Source organism: Streptomyces sp. SID5469 (genome assembly GCF_009862865.1).
Lineage (GTDB): Bacteria > Actinomycetota > Actinomycetes > Streptomycetales > Streptomycetaceae > Streptomyces > Streptomyces avermitilis.
On sequence record NZ_WWIN01000001.1, the window covers coordinates 1,351,028 to 1,367,805 of the forward strand.

Annotated in this window: 13 protein-coding genes; 5 read left to right on the forward strand and 8 right to left on the reverse strand. The window is 69.3% G+C overall.

Going from position 1 to position 16,778, the window contains the following annotated elements; all coding sequences use genetic code 11:
• Window positions 1-36: 36 nt before the first annotated feature.
• From GTY58_RS05770 to GTY58_RS05780, 3 genes are all read left to right on the forward strand, one after another.
• Window positions 37-1,203 (forward strand): DUF2235 domain-containing protein, encoded by a 1,167-nt coding sequence (locus GTY58_RS05770; RefSeq protein WP_010982510.1) that lies wholly within the window; start codon window positions 37-39, stop codon window positions 1,201-1,203.
• A gap of 311 nt (window positions 1,204-1,514) precedes the next feature.
• Window positions 1,515-1,895 (forward strand): DoxX family protein, encoded by a 381-nt coding sequence (locus GTY58_RS05775; protein ID WP_010982511.1) that lies wholly within the window; start codon window positions 1,515-1,517, stop codon window positions 1,893-1,895.
• A complete protein-coding gene (locus tag GTY58_RS05780) occupies window positions 1,892-2,359 on the forward strand; it encodes a peroxiredoxin (protein ID WP_010982512.1) in 468 nt (155 codons plus the stop codon). Before GTY58_RS05775 ends, GTY58_RS05780 begins: the two co-directional genes overlap by 4 nt.
• A 77-nt stretch (window positions 2,360-2,436) precedes the next feature.
• Here the strand turns inward: GTY58_RS05780 and GTY58_RS05785 are convergent, their stop codons facing one another.
• From GTY58_RS05785 to GTY58_RS05815, 7 genes are all read right to left on the reverse strand, one after another.
• Complete coding sequence (locus tag GTY58_RS05785) at window positions 2,437-3,720, reverse strand: SGNH/GDSL hydrolase family protein (protein WP_010982513.1); 1,284 nt, start codon at window positions 3,718-3,720, stop codon at window positions 2,437-2,439.
• Complete coding sequence (locus GTY58_RS05790) at window positions 3,717-6,131, reverse strand: glycoside hydrolase N-terminal domain-containing protein (protein WP_010982514.1); 2,415 nt, start codon at window positions 6,129-6,131, stop codon at window positions 3,717-3,719. The genes GTY58_RS05785 and GTY58_RS05790 overlap by 4 nt, the downstream gene beginning before the upstream one ends.
• Window positions 6,132-6,261: 130 nt before the next feature.
• Window positions 6,262-8,088: a carbohydrate-binding protein gene (locus tag GTY58_RS05795; RefSeq protein ID WP_010982515.1), complete on the reverse strand. Its 1,827-nt coding sequence runs from the start codon at window positions 8,086-8,088 to the stop codon at window positions 6,262-6,264.
• 77 nt (window positions 8,089-8,165) lie between these two features.
• The gene (locus tag GTY58_RS05800) at window positions 8,166-8,990 is read right to left on the reverse strand and encodes a carbohydrate ABC transporter permease (RefSeq protein ID WP_237529152.1); all 825 of its coding nucleotides are present in this window, start codon (window positions 8,988-8,990) and stop codon (window positions 8,166-8,168) included.
• 98 nt (window positions 8,991-9,088) lie between these two features.
• On the reverse strand, window positions 9,089-10,042 hold the full coding sequence (locus GTY58_RS05805; RefSeq protein ID WP_010982517.1) for a sugar ABC transporter permease: 954 nt from the start codon (window positions 10,040-10,042) through the stop codon (window positions 9,089-9,091).
• 26 nt (window positions 10,043-10,068) lie between these two features.
• Window positions 10,069-11,412 carry an ABC transporter substrate-binding protein gene (locus GTY58_RS05810; RefSeq protein WP_010982518.1) on the reverse strand — a complete coding sequence of 448 codons (1,344 nt, stop codon included), beginning with the start codon at window positions 11,410-11,412 and terminating at the stop codon, window positions 10,069-10,071.
• Between the two features lie 18 nt (window positions 11,413-11,430).
• A complete protein-coding gene (locus GTY58_RS05815; protein ID WP_010982519.1) occupies window positions 11,431-12,609 on the reverse strand; it encodes an ROK family transcriptional regulator in 1,179 nt (392 codons plus the stop codon).
• A gap of 179 nt (window positions 12,610-12,788) precedes the next feature.
• On the opposite strand from GTY58_RS05815, the gene GTY58_RS05820 reads away from it, so the two are divergent.
• Entirely contained in the window at window positions 12,789-14,921 is a 2,133-nt protein-coding gene (locus GTY58_RS05820) for an alpha-galactosidase (protein WP_010982520.1), read from the forward strand.
• An 88-nt stretch (window positions 14,922-15,009) separates the two neighbouring features.
• On the opposite strand, the gene GTY58_RS05825 is transcribed toward GTY58_RS05820, so the two are convergent.
• Window positions 15,010-15,657 carry a DUF4360 domain-containing protein gene (locus GTY58_RS05825; RefSeq protein ID WP_010982521.1) on the reverse strand — a complete coding sequence of 216 codons (648 nt, stop codon included), beginning with the start codon at window positions 15,655-15,657 and terminating at the stop codon, window positions 15,010-15,012.
• Window positions 15,658-16,035: 378 nt separating this feature from the next.
• Between GTY58_RS05825 and GTY58_RS05830 the strand changes: the two genes are divergently transcribed.
• Entirely contained in the window at window positions 16,036-16,620 is a 585-nt protein-coding gene (locus GTY58_RS05830; RefSeq protein ID WP_010982522.1) for a DUF1990 domain-containing protein, read from the forward strand.
• Window positions 16,621-16,778: the final 158 nt, after the last annotated feature.

The window sequence follows — 16,778 nt, forward strand, 5'->3', positions numbered from 1 at the left end:
CGTGGATGTCCTTCATCAGCGAACGTGAGGCCCGACATGGCCGAGAACCCCGGCGGCACCAATCTGGTCGTCTGCCTCGACGGCACGGGTAACCAATTGAAGGCGAAAGGAAATACCAACGTCATCCGGCTGTACGAGATGCTGGACCTCGCCGACCCCGAACGGCAGATCGCGTTCTACGACCCCGGTGTCGGCACCTTCTCCGCCGCGGGCGCGTGGACGCCCGTCAGCCGCCGTCTCTCGAGACTCTTCGGTCTCGCCTTCGGCTCCGGAATGAAGACCAACCTGGCCGAGGCCTACACGTACCTGATGAACCATTACGCGCCCGGCGACCGCATCTACATCTTCGGTTTCAGCCGCGGCGCCTATACGGCACGCGCCCTTGTGGGCATGCTCAAGACGATCGGTCTGATGCGGCCCGGCATGGAGAACCTCGTGCCGTACGCCGTGTCCGTCTACGCGAAGAACAAGGACTGGACCCAGAAGGACTGGGACCAACTCCACCACTTCGCGGGCGCCTTCAGCAACGCGGTCGACGGGCGGATCGGCATCCCCGTCCACTACCTCGGGATCTGGGACTCCGTGAAGGCCGCGGGTGTCCTGCGGTGGAACCTGCGGTGGCCGTACACCCGTCAACTCCCCAACGTCCGAAGGATCCGCCACGCCGTGTCGATCGACGAGAAGCGCCGGCCCTACCGCGAGTACCTCGTCACGGCGGGCACCAAGAAGCAGACGGCGCCGGCCTCGGTCGAGCAGGTGTGGTTCGCCGGTGTCCACTCCGATGTAGGCGGCACCTTCGACGACGACCCGCGGCTGCCCACCGTCTCCCTCAAGTGGGTCGTGGACGGCGCCCTCGCGGCAGGCCTCCTCGTGAAGACCGGGGCGTACGCGCGTGAGGTGACCCTCGGACCCGAGCACGCGCTGGGCGAGGTGCACCGGATGGGCCGGATCTGGGCCCTGCTCAGCTACCGGCACCGCAGGGTCCCGCCGGACGCGCATGTCCACGCGAGCGTGCGGGCACGGCTGGCAGGGGATCCGGGCTACGGGGACCGGATCCCGGCGACGGCGGTCTGGGCCGACAGCGACTGGCTCAGCCCCTCGCCGGAATCGGCGCCGCGGCGGGCGACGCCCGACGACGGAACCCGAGCCGCCTCCGGTCCCCTCGGCGGACGAACGGCGGCAAGGCGTCCGCCCCGCTGGTGAACAGCAGGCCGCCGGGCACGCGTGTGCAGACCGGCCCGGCAGGCGCACACGGCTCGGAACCCGCTCGACGACCCACGCGTCCCGAGCACGGGTGACCGCTTCCCCGCCCGCGGACGGGGGCTCAGGTGGCGGGAAGTCCGCGGCCCGGCCGGTCCGACGCGTCCCTGACGCCGGACAGGCGAAGAAGCGGCCGCCGCCCGTCAGGGAGATGCCGGGATCGGCCCGCTTTCCGGGCGTCGTCCCGGAGGCCCTCCGGGCATGCCGTCGTACCGTCCAGTAATATCGCGCGGCAGGCCCCCTGAGGAGGAACCGTGTCCCGGTCGGAACGCTCATCCCTGCTACTCGCCGGCCTGTTGGCCACCGCGGGCGTCGCTCACTTCGCCGCACCACGGCAGTTCGACGCGACCATTCCGCGCGCTCTGCCGGGGAAGCCCCGGACCTGGACGTACGCGAGCGGCATCGCCGAACTGGCGCTGGCGGCCGGGGTGGCGCTGCCCCGTACGCGGCGTGCCGCGGCGCTCGCCACCGCCGCCTTCTTCGTCGGCGTGTTCCCCGCCAACGTCCAGATGGCCGTGGACTGGCGTCACCGCCCCGCACCCCTCAGGACCGCGGCCCTCGCGCGGCTTCCCCTCCAGGTGCCGCTCGTGCTGTGGGCGCGTGGCGTGGCCAAGGGCGCGGAGGGCCGGTCATGACGCGTCGTGTGGATGTCGGCGACAAGGTCGAGGACTTCGTCCTGCCGGACGAGACCGGTACGCCCCGGCAACTGTCGGACCTGGTCGCCGACGGGCCGGTGGTGCTGTTCTTCTATCCCGCCGCGCTGACCGCCGGCTGCACCGCGGAAGCATGCCACTTCCGGGATCTGGCCGCGGAGTTCGCCGCCGCCGGCGCGCGGCCGGTGGGAATCAGCGGTGATCCGGTCGACCGCCAGCAGGAGTTCGCCGGACAGCACACGCTCGGCTTCCCGCTGCTGTCCGACGAGGACGGAACGATCCGTGAGCGGTTCGGCGTGAAGCGCGGCTTCTCCCTGGCGCCCACCAAGCGCGTCACCTTCGTCATCGCCGAGGACCGCACGGTCCTGGAGGTGGTGCGCAGCGAACTGCGCATGAGCGCGCACGCCGACCGGGCCCTCACCGCCCTGCGCGCGCACCGGAGCTGAATCACACCCCGGAGATCCGGACGGTTTGGCCCGGCCGCTCGGGATGCGGCGGGGCCAAACCGTCCCTGCGAGCAGGGTCAGCCGCGCGCTGCCTGTGTCCCGCCCGTCGCCCGGCAGCCGAGCGCCTTGAGGTCGACCGCGTCGGCCATCGCCTGCATCCCCTTGTCGTTGGGATGCAGGTGGTCGCCGCCGTCGAAGAACGGCAGGATCCGCTGCTGGTCGTACGGACTGCGCGTGATCTTGTCGAAATCCGTCACGGCGTCGAGCGCGCCGCTGTTCCTGATCCAGTCGTTGACGCCCTGGCGCACGGCCTCGGAGGCGTCGTCGTACTCGTACCAGCCCTTGAACGGCATGACGGTCGCGCCGACGACGCACTTGCCCGCCGTGTGCGCCCGGTCGATGATCTCCTGATAGCCGGCGATCATGTCCTCCACCGTGACGCCGGAGTGGGCCTTGATGTCGTTGATGCCTTCGAACAGGAACACCGTGCTGACCCCGGGCTGGGAGAGCACATCACGCTGGAGCCTCTTCAGCGCGGCCTCACCGGCGCCGTCCGCGAGCACCTTGTTGCCCGAAATGCCCTCGTTCGCCACTCCCTTCACAGTGCTGCCGGACGCGGCCTGGAGCCGTCGGGCGAGATAGTCGGGCCAGCGGCGGTTCCCGTCCGTGGTCGAGGCCCATCCGTCGGTGATGGAGTCGCCGAGGGCCACCACCGAGCTGACCGCCGTGGATGTCTCCACATCGACGGCGTCCAGCCAGTACCAGGAGCCCATCGGGTCGGTCCAGTTGGCCGCGCCCTCCTCGGCGGCGTGGTCGCCCGCGGTCGCGTAATTGGTCTGCATGGCCATCCCGTGACCGGTCGTCGGTCCCTGGGCGCCTGTCACGTACAGGCTGACGACCAGATCGCTCTGAGCGGCCAGCTTTCCGGGCAGCGGATCGCTGAGCACGGTCTCACCGGCCGGGACGGTGACGGACGCGGCCCCGTCGAAGGACAGCTTCCGGTTGGAGCCGTGGACCAGCTCCGCACCCTGCTTCCGCAGCCCCGCGTACGCGTTCGCGAAGGTCACCGGGTGGTCACCGAAGGCGTTGGACAGCCGGATACGCATGTTCGTGCCGCCGACGCTGGTGCGCACGATCAACCGGTAACTGCGGTCGGCGGGCCCGGCGCTCTGCCGGTCGGCACTCGCGCCCCAGGTGACCACGGAGTGCTTGGACTGCGCGGCGGCCGGGGTCCCCGCCGTGCCCGTCGGCGCTTGCGCCTGCGTCTGCGCCGACGAGGAGACCGTCAGGGGTCCGCAGACCGCCAGGATCACCGCTGAGACGACGCCCGCCGCCCGGCGCCGGTACGAGGCAGCGCTCATCCGAGGTTCCGCAGCGTGACGGACTCACCGGGCTTGAGGCTGATCTTCCGCGAGGCGCCGCCCGCGACGACGGTCGTGCGGCGGCCGCCCACGCTCTTCAGCGTCGCCCGGGTGACCTTGCCGTTCTTCCAGCTGAGATCCGCGACGAAGCCGCCGCGCACGCCCACGCCGGACACCGAGCCGGATGCCGCCCAGGCGGCGGGCAGCGCGGGGAGCAGCTCGATATGGCCGGGCCGCGAGTAGACCAGCATCTCGACGATCGCGGCGGGGGTGCCGAAGTTCGCCTCGATCTGGAAGATGCCGCGGCCCGTCTCCACCTCGTAGATGTCGAAGAGGTTCATCGCGGTGCCGTTGGTTCCGTTGACCGACGGCTTCAGGTTGTTGACGACCAGCTGGTACGCCTTGTCCGCGTTCTTCAGCCTCGCCCAGCACAGGCTGCGCCAGGCGTTGGCCCAGCCGAAACTGTTCATGCCGCGCGCCGTGAGGAGGGCGGTCGCGCCGTCGACGATGTCCTTCGGCGTGGAGCCGTCCGGACGGATGCGGTCGCCGGGGAACAGGTTGATGAGCGGGGAGAGGTGCCGGTGCGTGGTCTCGCCGAGGTTGTCGGGCGACATCCACTCCTCCAGCCAGCCGGTCTTGGGGCTGACCACGGGCAGGTACAGGCGCTCGCGCAGACCGTCGACGGTCTTCCGGTGGGCGGCGTCCTTGGCGAGCAGCTCGGAAGCGGTGTGGAAGTTTCCGAAGAGGCCCCACACCAGTTCCTGGGCATACGTGTTGCCCTTGGCGTCCTGCGGGCCGTGCTCGGGCGACCAGTCGCTGTCGTCGATCAGGACCTCGCGCTTCGCGCCGGACGCGTCGGTGACGGTCGTGGTGATGAGACGTGCGTCCCAGAACTCCACGGCGCCCTTGAGGAGCGGGTAGATCTTCTTGAGATAGGCGCGGTCCTGGGTGTACTCGTAGTGCTCGAACAGGCTCTGGCAGAGCCAGGCGTTGCCGGCCGGGTGCCACCACCAGCCGGACCCGCCATAGGGGTTGGTGGAGAAGGCGACGGTCCAGCCGGCGACCTTGCCGCTGGAGTTGCGGTATCGGTTGGTGGAGTCGTTGAACAGCCGCTGGGTGACGTCCGTCCAGGAGGACAACTGCGCGAGGCAGTAGTCCGTGAAGGCGTCGAAACACTCGGACAGGCCCGCCCGGTCCGCCATCCAGTAGTTCATCTGGATGTTGATGTCGCTGTGGTAGTCGGCCATCCAGTCCGGGTCGTTGCCGTCCAGCCACGGGCCCTGGAGGCCCATCGGCAGGCTGCCCCGCGATCCGGAGATCATCAGATAGCGGCCGAACTGCAGGTAGGCGGCCTCGAGTTCCGGGTCGGGGAGGTCGTCCCGGTGGCGTGCCTGCAGCCGCTCCCAGGTGTCCAGTTCGCGCTGCGCGGCGGACGAGGTGCCGAGGTTGATGTCCAGCTGTCCGAACACGGCGCGGAAGTCGGCGACATGTGTGTGCAGCAGGGTGCTCGTCGGGTGGCCGGCCGCCTTGAGGACCTTGGTCCTGGCGAGGCGCTGCGGGTCCACGGAAGGGTCGCGGAACTTCGCGGCCGCGTCGGACGCGTAGTTGGTGCCGCCGCTGACGACGACGGTGAGGTCCTTGCAGCCGCTGAAGGAGATCGACGTACCGTCGACGCGGACCCTGCCGGTGCTGCTGTGGGCGGTGACGGCGGCGCCGTACTTCAGGCCGTTGGCGAAGGAGGCGCCGAACGACGCGTAGCGCCCCGCGCTGTTGGCGGTGGTGGACTCGCCGTGGGTGCCGGCGAGGGAGACGGTGCCCGTGTAGGCGCCGCCGCCCTGCTGGGAGAAGTACAGGACGATGGCGTCGTCGGGGCGGCTGGCGAAGACCTGCCGCCGGTAGGTCACGCCGGAGATGTCGTACGAGGTGCTGACCAGGCCCTGGGCCATGTCCAGGGAACGGCGGTAGTTGTCGACGCTTCCCAGGTCGTGGTCGGGGATGGCGACCGTGAGCTTGGCCAGCAGGGTCAAGGAGCCGAAGTCGTCGCGGCCGTAGGGGAACTGGCCGTCGCTCTGGAGCTTGTCGTTGAGATGGCCGGTCCACAGGGTGGCGTCGGTGATCATCAGAAGTTCATGGGCGGGGTCGTTGCTCGCGAGCGCCCCGAGGCGTCCGTTCCCGACCGGCAGCCCCTGCTCGATCATCGAGTGGGAGGAGCCGGGAGCGCCCCACCACAGCTGGTTCTTCGCGGCGTCGGCCGCGGACAGCATGGGCGACTCGGTGGGGCGGAAGGGGGCCGCCGAGGCGGTGAAGGCGGGCAGACCACCGAGTGCGGTGGCCGCGCCGGCGGCGGCGAGAGCGAGGAAGCCTCTGCGGCTGGGTTTGTTGTCGCGTGGTGCGGTCTGCTGGATGTCCACGGTGGGTGCACTCCATATCCGGGCGCGGCTCATGCGGGAACGACGGTTGCGGGGCCGTCTGGGGGTCCCCGCGGGGCCCGGGGTCAGGTCACCGGGCCCCGCGGGAAGCAGGTCGGACGGACTGCGGACGTCAGACGGACTGCGGAACGACGATCCTGTCGATGTCGGGTGCGTATCCGCTGCCGCTGTCGAACGTGATGGTGTTCGAGCCCGCCTTCAGTGCCAGTTGGACACTGACGGTCTCGGCCGTGCTCCAGTCGCCCGTGGAGGGGAACTTCAGGCTCGTGCCGTTACCGCTGTTGGACAGGACGGTCACCGAGCGGGGGTCGCCGCTGACGTAGGCGACCTTGACGGTGTAGATCCCGTCCTTCTTCACCGTGATGTCGTTGATCCGCAGCTTGCCGCCGGTGTACAGGTTGCCGACCTTCTTGCCGCCGGAGCAGGCGTCACATCCGCCGACGGAGGCGTTGCCCGACAGGGTGTTGGCCGCGGCCTCGGCCTCGTAGCCCGTGGTCGCCAGGGTGCCGCCGCCGGGCTTGATCGTGAACAGCCGCGAGCCATGTGCGGGCAGCGCCTCGGTGATCTTGTTCTTGTGGGTCCCGAGGTTCGTCTTGTTCCACAGGTCACGCACGGAGGCGTTGCCGGTGAATCCGAACGAAGCCCAGTGGGCGGTGACGGAGGCCGGCGAGTCGCCGAGGTTGAACAGGGCGACGGTGTAGCTGCCGTCGGCGTTCTTGGTGCCCCAGACCTGCTGGTCGCCGACCGGGGTGACCGGACGCGCGACGGGCGAGGTGTTCTGATCGACGGCGATGACTTCCTTGTTGGTGAGCAGGGAGACGCCGTAGCTGTCCAGCTTGGTGAGGTCGTCACCGGTGAACAGCGGCGACTTGTTGATGGCCCACAGCGTCATGTAGCTCTGCCGCTCGGCCTTGGTGAGGCCGTCCATCTCGCCGTTGCCGACATCGATGGCGTCGAGGTCGTTCCAGCCGCCGGGGCCCGCCTTGCTGCTCCACGCCGGGGCGTCGTCCCATCGGTCGTTGACCGAGTTCTCCCAGGTGACCAGGGTGTTGCAGTAGCACTCGATGTCGGTGTCGATGCGCCAGCCGTTGGAGTACTTCTTCCAGTCGGCGGCGTGGCCGATGTCGAGCGACCAGGAGAGCTCGAGGTGGATCGGGCGGCCGGTGGCGGCGATGGCCTTCTGCCAGGCGGCGACGTCGGCGACGTTGTTGTAGTTGTCACCGGACTTGAACGAGCCCGGGCCCACCCCGTCCAGCTTGAGGAAGTCGTAGCCCCAGTCCGCGAACATCTGCGCCTGCGAGTCGATGTACTTCTGCGCGCAGGACTTGTCGAAGTCGATCTTGTAGGCGTTGTCCCAGCCGTTGGTGGTGCGCAGGTCCGAGTAGACGATGTCGGCGGTGGTGCAGCCGGGGGCCTTCGAGATCGGCGTCTTGCCGTCGCCGTACGCCCCCTTCTCCAGGCCGACGGGCAGGTAGATGCCCGCCTTGAGGCCCTTGGAGTGGATGTGGTCGGCGACCGACTTCATGCCGTGGGGGAAGCGGACCGGGTCGGGCGTCTGCCGGCCGTACTGGTCGAACTGGGTCTTCCAGTTCTTGTCCATCCACCAGCCGGCGTCGATGTTGACGTGGTCGTAGCCGTACTTCTTCAGCTTCGAGGCGAGGGCGTCCGTCTGCTTCAGGACGTTCGCCTCGGTGAGATAGCTGTAGTCGCCGTCCGGGTTGAGGCCCGGGTACTTCGACGACTGCATGCTCCAGCTCGACCAGCCCATGTACGGCTTGGCGGCGACCGGAGCGGCGGCGGGCGTGCTCGTGTCCGCCTGGGCGGCCGGGACGACCGTCGCGACACCCGCGGTGAGGGCGAGGACGAGGACGGCTCTTATGGAGCGGCGGCCGGAGCGCGGGGCGGCTCCGGGTATGACGGCGTACGAGGATGACCCCATGGGTCGGACCTCCTGGGACGATGACAGCGGGGGCGGTTGGTGCGGGGCGGCTCTTGCCCCGGCGGTCGGACGGCGGCTCAGCCCTTGCCCGAACCGATGGTGAGTCCGCTGATGAATTGGCGCTGGAGCGCGAAGTACACCAGCAGTGTGGGGATCGCGGTCATCAGAGCACCGGCCGCGATGAGGTTGGGATTGGTGAAGTACGCACCCTGGAGGTTCGCCAGGGCGGAGGTGACGGGGCGCTTGTCGCCGGTCTCGATCAGCGCGAGCGGCCAGAAGAAGTCGTTGTAGATCCAGATCGATTCGAGCGTCGCCAGGGCCGCGAACGCCGGGCGGCACAGCGGCAGGATGATCTGGAAGAACTGCCGCCACACGGGGGCGCCGTCCACGAGCGCCGCCTCGGAGATCTCCTTCGGGATCGTCTTCATGTAGTTGCTGAGCAGGAAGGTGCAGAACCCGGACTGGTAGGCGATGTGGATGGCGATGATGCCCCAGGCCGAGTTGTAGAGAAGGAGCGAGTCGCTCATCCACTGCGGCAGCGGGACGAGGAGGTAGAGCCGGTACAGCGGGGTGACGAGGACCTGCGCGGGCAGGAGATTGCCCGCGGTGAACAGCATCAGCAGAACGATGTTCCAGCGGAAGTCGAAGCGGGAGACGAAGAAGGCGACCGCCGACGAGAACAGCAGGGTGAACAGCACCGACGGGACCGTGATGAGGACGGAGTTCCAGAAGAAGTGCGGCATCCCGGACTGGTCCCAGGCGTCCGTGAAGTTGTCGAAGCCGAGGCTGTGGGGCCAGGAGAGATAGCCGTGCTTCGCGGTGTCCGAGTAGGGCCGCAGCGACGTGTACATCGCCCACAGCAGCGGGACGAGCCACAGCAGGGCGATGCCGCCCAGCATCAGATGACGGCCTGTCTGGCGCCGCGGCCTCGATGAGGTCTTCGGCTGCTGCGGCTCGCGCCGGGTCCGCGGGCGGGAGGCCGGGCGCGGCACGGTCGTGGTCACTGGTCCTCCTTGCGGAAGTTCTGGACGAGGAACGTCCCGATGGCGGCAAGGGAGACCACGAGCAGGACGACCGCGAGGGCGGAACCGTAACCGATGTGACTGGACTCGCCGAGGATGTTGTCGGTGATGAGGAGGGACAGGAGCTCCATGCCCGGCTTGCTTCCGATTCCGCCGCCGAGGACGTAGACGACGTCGAAGGACCGCAGGGACTCCATGACCGTGATGACCAGGATGATGACGTTGACCGGTCTCAGGGCCGGGAAGACCACCCGCAGGAAGGTCTGCCGTCCGTTGGCCCCGTCGAGCGCGGCGGCTTCCTTGAGCGCCGGGTCGAAGCCCTTCAGGCCGGCCAGGTAGAGAATCATGATGTAGCCGGTGTGCCGCCAGCCGGAGGCGACCAGGACGGCCCACAGGTTGAGGTCGGGGTTGCCGAGCCAGTCGATGTGGTGGCCCGAACCGGCCGCGTTCAGGAGGCCGTTGAGGAGCCCGGTGTCGGGGTTGTAGATGATCTCCCAGATGAAGCCCACCACGGCCAGGGAGAGCACCATCGGCAGGAAGATCGCGGTCTGGTAGACCCTCGTGAAGCGGATCTTCCGGTCGAGCTGGTAGGCGAGGAAGATGCCGAACGGGGTGGGCAGCAGGGCCGTGAACAGCAGCCAGGCCACGTTGTGCCGCACCGCCGGCCAGAACGGCGGGTAGTTGGTGAAGATCTCCTGGTAGTTGTCCAGGCCGACCCAGTGGATGTCGACCAGGTCGATGCCGTCCCAGGTGGTGAAGGACAGCCACAGGGAGGCCAGTGCGGGCAGCCAGACGAAGAAGAGCAGGGCCGCGAGCGGGATGCCGATGATGACGGTCAGAAAGATCCGGTCGCCGGGGCCGAGGCGGCGGGGGCGGGCCTTTCGCGGTGCGGGAGACGCGGGCGCGGAGGACACGGAGGGCGCGGAGGACACGGTGCGGGAGACCTTTCCGGCCCTGGTCAGGCGGTGAAGAAACGCGAGCGCTGGGACTCGATCTTCTTCAGCGTCCCTGCGCCGTCGTCGGGGTGGCCGAGCCACTGGGTCAGGCCGGGGAGCACGACGGTGGAGATGAAGCCCGGGTCGCTGTCACGGTCCGCGAACTGGCTGATGTGCTTGGCGGAGGCGATGAGGTCGGCGGACTTCTTCTGCAGCGCGTTGTACGAGCCGGTGTCGGCCTCCTCGTTGACGGCGAGGTTGCTCGGGTCGACGCCCATGTACACCTCCTCGGTGCGGGCCCCGCCGAGGAACTCCAGGAACTTCTTGGCGCCGTCCTCGTTCTTGGGCCGCCGGCTGAGCATGAAGCCGTCGGTGGGGGCCTCGACGGCATCCTGGCCGTGGGTGGCGTCGATCTCGGGGAAGGGGAAGAAGTCGATGTCGCTGCGGATTTTCTCGTCGGTGATCTGCTGGCCGAGGAACAGTCCGATGACGGCCATGCCGGACTTCTTGTCGAGCAGCGACTGGGCGGCGTCCTGCCAGGAGCGGCCACCGGCTCCCTGCTGGTAGTGCGGGGCCAGTTCACGCCAGTGATCGAGCGTGGCGACGGCACGCTTGTCGGTCCAGGAGACCTTGCCGCGCATCAGGGACATGTGGAAGTCGTAGCCGTTGGTCCGCATGTTGACGTAGTCGAAGGCGCCGAGAATGCTCCAGCTGTCGCCGCCGCCGTATCCGGAGGCGATCGGGGAGAGCCCGTCCTTCTTCATCTGCTTCGCGAGCGCGATGAACTCGCTCCACTTCTGCGGGATTTGGTAGCCGCGCTCCTTGAACACGCTCTTGCGATAGAAAACGGCCCACGGGTAGTTGTACAGCGGCACGAAGTAGTACTTGCCGTCCTCGCCACGCGAGAGCTGCTTGGTGGCGTCGCTGAAACCGGCGCCTATCTTGTCCCACACCTCGTCGAGCGGGCTGCACAGCTTCTTCTTTGCGAAGTACTGCATGCGGTAGCCGGCGAACCAGGTGAAGACGTCGTCCGGGGTGCCCTGCAGATAGGTGGAGATGCTTTTCTGGAAGGTGTCGTGGTCCACGGTGTTCGTCTTCACCGTCAGACCGCTGTCCTTGGTGAACGCCTTGGTCACCGCGGCGTAGGCGGACTTGGGAGTGGCGTCCGCGCCGTTGGAACCGAAGGTGACCGTCTTCGGATCGGCCCCCGCTCCCCCGCCGCACGCGGTCAGAAGGGGCGCGCCCAGTACTGCCGCGCCGAGGCCGAACACCCCGCCGACCACCGAGCGGCGGCCGGGAGTCACCCCGGCCGTCGGGGGACGGCCGGGTCCCCGCGCAGCCAGGGGGTTGCGGCTCTGCTGCGTCATCGCTGCTCCTCGTGCATGTCAGTACGTGTCTGATCTGATGAAGGACTGAATCGCGGTGGCCGCCGCCCCGCGCGCCCACTCCTCGAAGGGCAGCGGGCGGGTCTGTAGGTCGCACCGGGCGGCCGACCCGAAGGCCGCCGCGGCGAACGCCTCGCGGATCTGCTCGGCGAACAGGTCGTAGGCGGCCAGGCCCTCGCCCGAGATGATCACGCGTTCGGGACCCAGGAGGTTGGCGACCGTGGCGATGCCGCGGCCGATCGCGTCCCCCGCTCGGGCGTACACCTCGCGGGCTCCGGGGTTTCCGGCGTGCGCGAGGTCCACGGCCTCCGCGGTGTCGGCGACCTCGATGCCGGTCACCTCGCGGATCCTGCCGACGATCGCCGAGTCGGCGGCGATCGCCTCGACGCATCCGCGGTTGCCGCAGTGGCACGGCGGGCCGGCCGGGTCGATGGCCACATGGCCGATCTCGCCGGCCACTCCGTGCGCCCCGGACACCACATGGCCGTGGACGACGAGACCGCAGCCGATGCCGGCGCCGACGGTCACCACCGCGAAGTCGGACAGGCCCACCCCGGCGCCGAACCACTGCTCGGCGACCGTCAGTGCCCGTACGTCGTTGTCGACGGTGACCGGCAACCCCGTGGCCAGCGAGGCCAGTTCGGCCAGGGGGACATCGCTCCACTCCAGAAAGGGCGAGTAGCGCACGACGCCGGCGGCCCGGTCGACGTCACCCGACACCGCGATGCCGAGCCCGTGGACCGCGACGCCGAAGCCGTCCGCCTCCGTCAGCAGTTCCTGTACGAGGGCCGTGATGGAGGCGAGCACCGCCCCGGGGTCGCGCGACGTCAGGGGCAGATGCCGGGCGACCCGGATGCGGCAGCACAGATCGGTGAGTACGGCGATGAGTTCGTCGCCCGTCACCTTCACTCCGATGAACAGCGCCCGCCCTCCGTCGACCTGCACCGGGTTGGCGGGCCGCCCTAGCGACGGCTGCCGCGCGTCGTCGTCCGCGTCCTCCACCAGATAGCCGGCCTCGATGAGAGGCCGGACCGCCTTGGTGACCGCCGCCGCCGACAGCCGGGTCCGCCCCGCTATCTCCGACCGCGTGAGCGGGCCGTGGGACAGCACGGTGGTGAAGATCTGGGCGGCGGCCGGCGTGTGGGCCGGGAACGCCTCGGTGCGAGAGGTCGAGCGCATGGCCGGGAACCTATGACCCTTATTTTCTGCTGTCAATGAAAGAAGCAAGATTCTCTTGAGGACCTCCTGTGTGGCACTTGCTACCTTCAAATACGAGACTTGGTTGGGATGTTGACAGCTGATCCAAGGTCCCGATTGACTTCCGTCCGTCTCATGGCATCACCGGAACGTGAGGATCCATGTCGCTGATCTCCTTCGCCCCGCACAGCGGGGTCTGGCTGCTGACCACCCCGCACACGTCGTACGCACTACGGATCGACGCGTCGGGTGCCCCCTGCCATCTCGCGTGGGGACCGAGGCTGACGCTCGCGGCGGCCGAGGAACTCGCCGTCCCCGAGCCACCCGCTGCCAGCAGCTTCGAGGGCAGACCGAGTGTGGGAGAGGAACTCCCCGTCGACGGCGGGGTCCGCTACGGGCCGCCGTCGCTTCAGGTGCGCTTCGCGGACGGGAGCCGCGCCTTCGAATGGCAGCCCACCGGCCACCGGGTGCACGAGAGCGCCGACGGCGCGCACGAGCTGGTCCTGTTCTTCCGCGACCGCCGCTACCCCTTGCAGGTGGCGCTGCATTACCGGGTGCGCGCCGACACCGACGTCATCGAACGGTGGACGGTCGTGCGCAACGGCGGGGACGAGCCCGTGACCCTGCTGCGCGCCGACTCGGCCGCCTGGACCCTTCCCCCGCTGGCGGACTACCGGCTCAGCCATGTCACCGGGCAGTGGTCCGCCGAGAGCCGGCTGCGCCGCGACCGACTGCCGTACGGCGAGACCGTGCTGACCAGCCGTCGCGGCATCACCAGCCATCACACGAACCCCTGGCTGATGGTCGACTCCGGTGAGGCCACGGAGGACCACGGCCGGGTCTGGAGCGCGGCGCTCGCCTGGAGCGGGAGCTGGCGCATCACCACACAGCGCACCCCGGACGGGCGGACCGGCTTCACCGGAGGCGTCGGGCACGACGGCACGGGCGTACCGCTGACTCCGGGCGAGGAGTTCACCGCTCCCGCGTTCGCCGGCCTGTTCACCGCCGACGGCTTCGGCGCGGCCAGTCGTGCCTGGCACGCGTACACGCTGGCCCATGTGCTGCCCCACCCGGACGAACCGGTGCCGGTGCTCTACAACTCGTGGGAGGCCACGGGCTTCGATGTCGACGAGGTCGGCCAGAAGGCGCTCGCGGAACGGGCCGCCGCCCTCGGCGTCGAGTTGTACGTCGTCGACGACGGCTGGTTCGGCGGGCGCCGCAGCGACCGGGCCGGGCTCGGTGACTGGACTCCCGCTCCCGACCGCTTCCCCGACGGACTGGGCCCGCTGGCCGACAGGGTGCGCGAACTGGGGATGCGCTTCGGGCTGTGGGTGGAGCCCGAAATGGTCAACCCGGACAGCGACCTGTACCGGGCGCACCCGGACTGGGTACTGCACCTGCCCGACCGCTCCCGCTCGGAGCTGCGCAACCAGCTCGTCCTCAACTTCGCCCGCCGCGACGTCGCCGACTGGGCGTACGGCTGGCTGACCGAACTCGTCGGCGCCCACCGGATCGACTTCCTCAAGTGGGACATGAACCGCGCCTTCAGCGAAGCCGGCTGGCCGGGGCAGCAGGACGGCGCGGACCGGCTCGGCACGCAGTACGTGCGCCATCTCTACGGGGTGATCGACCGTCTCCGCGCGGACCACCCGGGGCTGCGGATCGAGTCGTGCAGCGGGGGCGGCGGCCGGATCGACCTCGGGATCCTGGGGCGTACGGACCAGACATGGGCCTCGGACAACACCGATGCCGCCGACCGGCTGTGGATCCAGCACGGATTCAGCCAGATCTATCCCGCGCGCACCATGGGGTGCTGGGTGACCGACGCGCCCAACCAGTTCACCGGCCGTGGGCTCCCGCTGCGGTTCCGCTTCCACGCCGCGATGGCGGGGGCGCTGGGCATCGGCGGGGATCTGGCGCGCTGGTCGGAGGAGGAACTGCGGGAAGGGGCCGCGCTGGTCACCGAGTACAAGAAGGTGCGCCATCTCGTGCAGCACGGCAGGCTCGATCGGCTGTCGCCGCCTTCCGGCCAGTCGCCCGCGGTCGTGCAGTACACCTCGGCGGACGGCTCGGAGTCACTGGTGCTCGCCTGGCGCGGCGTCCCGCGTCCCGGCGACGCCGACCTGCCGGTACGGCTGAGGGCACTGACTCCGGCGGCCCGGTACCGCGACAGCCGCACCGGCACCGTGCACCATGCCTCCGTCCTGGGCGACTACGGCCTGCGCCTCGACCTGCCGGCCGGCGACTGGTCCAGCGTGGCGATGCATCTCGTACGGGAGCCGGAGGCGGTCTGAGCACCGTCTCTCGACGCGGTCCGTGCCCCTCCCCCAGCTCCGATGCGGCAGAGCCGGTGAAGGGACACGGGCAGTGGTGCGGGCCGAACTACTTCGGGCACTCCTTCCAGGCCAGGTGGTAGATCGTGCTGATGTCACCGTCGGTCGAGTCCATCGTCATGAAGCTCGAACTGCCGGGAGTGGAGGTGCCGGCGTTGACGCGGAGCTCGGTGTTGATGTTGAAGTTGCGCTGAACACCGCAGGGGGCCCAGACCAGTTGGGCCCAGTCCGTGGTGTCCGTGGCCTGCCAGTTGTCGTTGTACGGGCCGCTGAAGGGGTGCGTGATGGAAGCCGTGTTCGACGAGCCCTGGAAGTAGTACGAGGCCTTCTCCGTGCTGGTGGCGCCGCGCTGAAGGGCGGCGAAGCCTCGGTAGTCCGCGCTCGCGACGGCGTACGTGAAGCCCTGCGGGACGTGGACGAGCAGGTTGAGCTGGCAGTTCTTGCGGAACGCGGTGGGGTCGGCGTTGCCTCCGACCTGGGCCAGGTAGTTGCTGTACGTCACGGTGAAGGCCGTGTTGTCCGGCGAGACCGCGACCGCGGCGGTCCCGGCGGGGCAGCCGGAGCCGTTCACGGTGGCGACCTTGATGACGATCTTGTCCGGGGGCGGGTCGGTGAACCCGCCCGACGGGTCCCCTACGGGAAGTGCGGTGGTGAAGAGGGCGGCGATCGCGCCGCTCAGGAGCAGCCCACCAGCCATGGTTCTCCCATCCGTTGCGTTGGCGTTCCGGCGGCCCGCACACGGATGTGCGGGCCGCCGTGAATAGGGGGGTGCGGCCCGCCGCGTGAGCGAAGAGCCGTCGCAGACCACATGCGTTGGATCAGATACCGAGACGTGCTGTGCCGTACTGCCCTGCACCGTGCTTCATGCGCATGCCAAAACAGGCCGACATGCACTCCCTACCTGTGAAGGATCTGTGGAGGCCGGGAGCGATCGCATCGTACGTATCCCGGCGCGCCGCAGACAGGGCGAACTCCAGCCAATACCAAAAGCGCATGCCCACCTGCCCCACCAGCAGGGCCGCGACGCGGCTCCTTAGGCTTTCAGCCAGTGACCGCCCGTTGCGACAGGAGCCTCATGCCCCCGCACAGCCCCTCGGATCTCCCCCGGGCGCCCGGCCCGCCACCGGCCGAGGCCCTCAGCTATGGACCGGCCGGAGCCACCTGCCCCGGCGACGAGTCCTGGCACGCGGACGGCGAGGGGTACCGCCGCTACGACCGGACCGTCGTCATCGGACACGGCGACGCCCACTGGCGCGCGGCAGCGGACGCGGTCCTCCACTGGGGCATCAAGCGGCGCAGCGGCTTTCGCGTCACGCCCCGGTCCGGCGCGGGCGAGCGGGTCACCGAGGGTGCCGAATACCGGATCACCGCAGCCATCGGGCCGCTCGCCGTGCACGAACCCGTCCGGGTCGTCGCCGTGGTCGTCACGCCCGAGCGATGCGGCTTCGCCTACGGCACCCTGCCCGGCCACCCCGTCTCGGGCGAGGAGGCCTTCGTCGTCCACCGGACTCCCGACGGCGCGGTCGCGCTGACTCTCCGGTCCCTGACCCGCCCCGCGCCGAGCGGCCCATGGCGCGCACTGTTCCCGTTGCTCCTCGTGGCGCAGCGCTTCTACCGCCGCCGTTACCTGCGCTCCCTTCGCGCCGTCGCACCCCGCTGACGGCACATACCCGGTCTGGCCGGAATCCGCGTCCGGACCGGGCCGGCGAGGGGGCAATCTCCGTGTCGGTTCTGATCGGAACCGATCGGCATCGAACCGCCCACGTGACCGAAATTCGAGTCCGTACCCTTCTTTTCGGATCTCATTCCTGGAAAAAG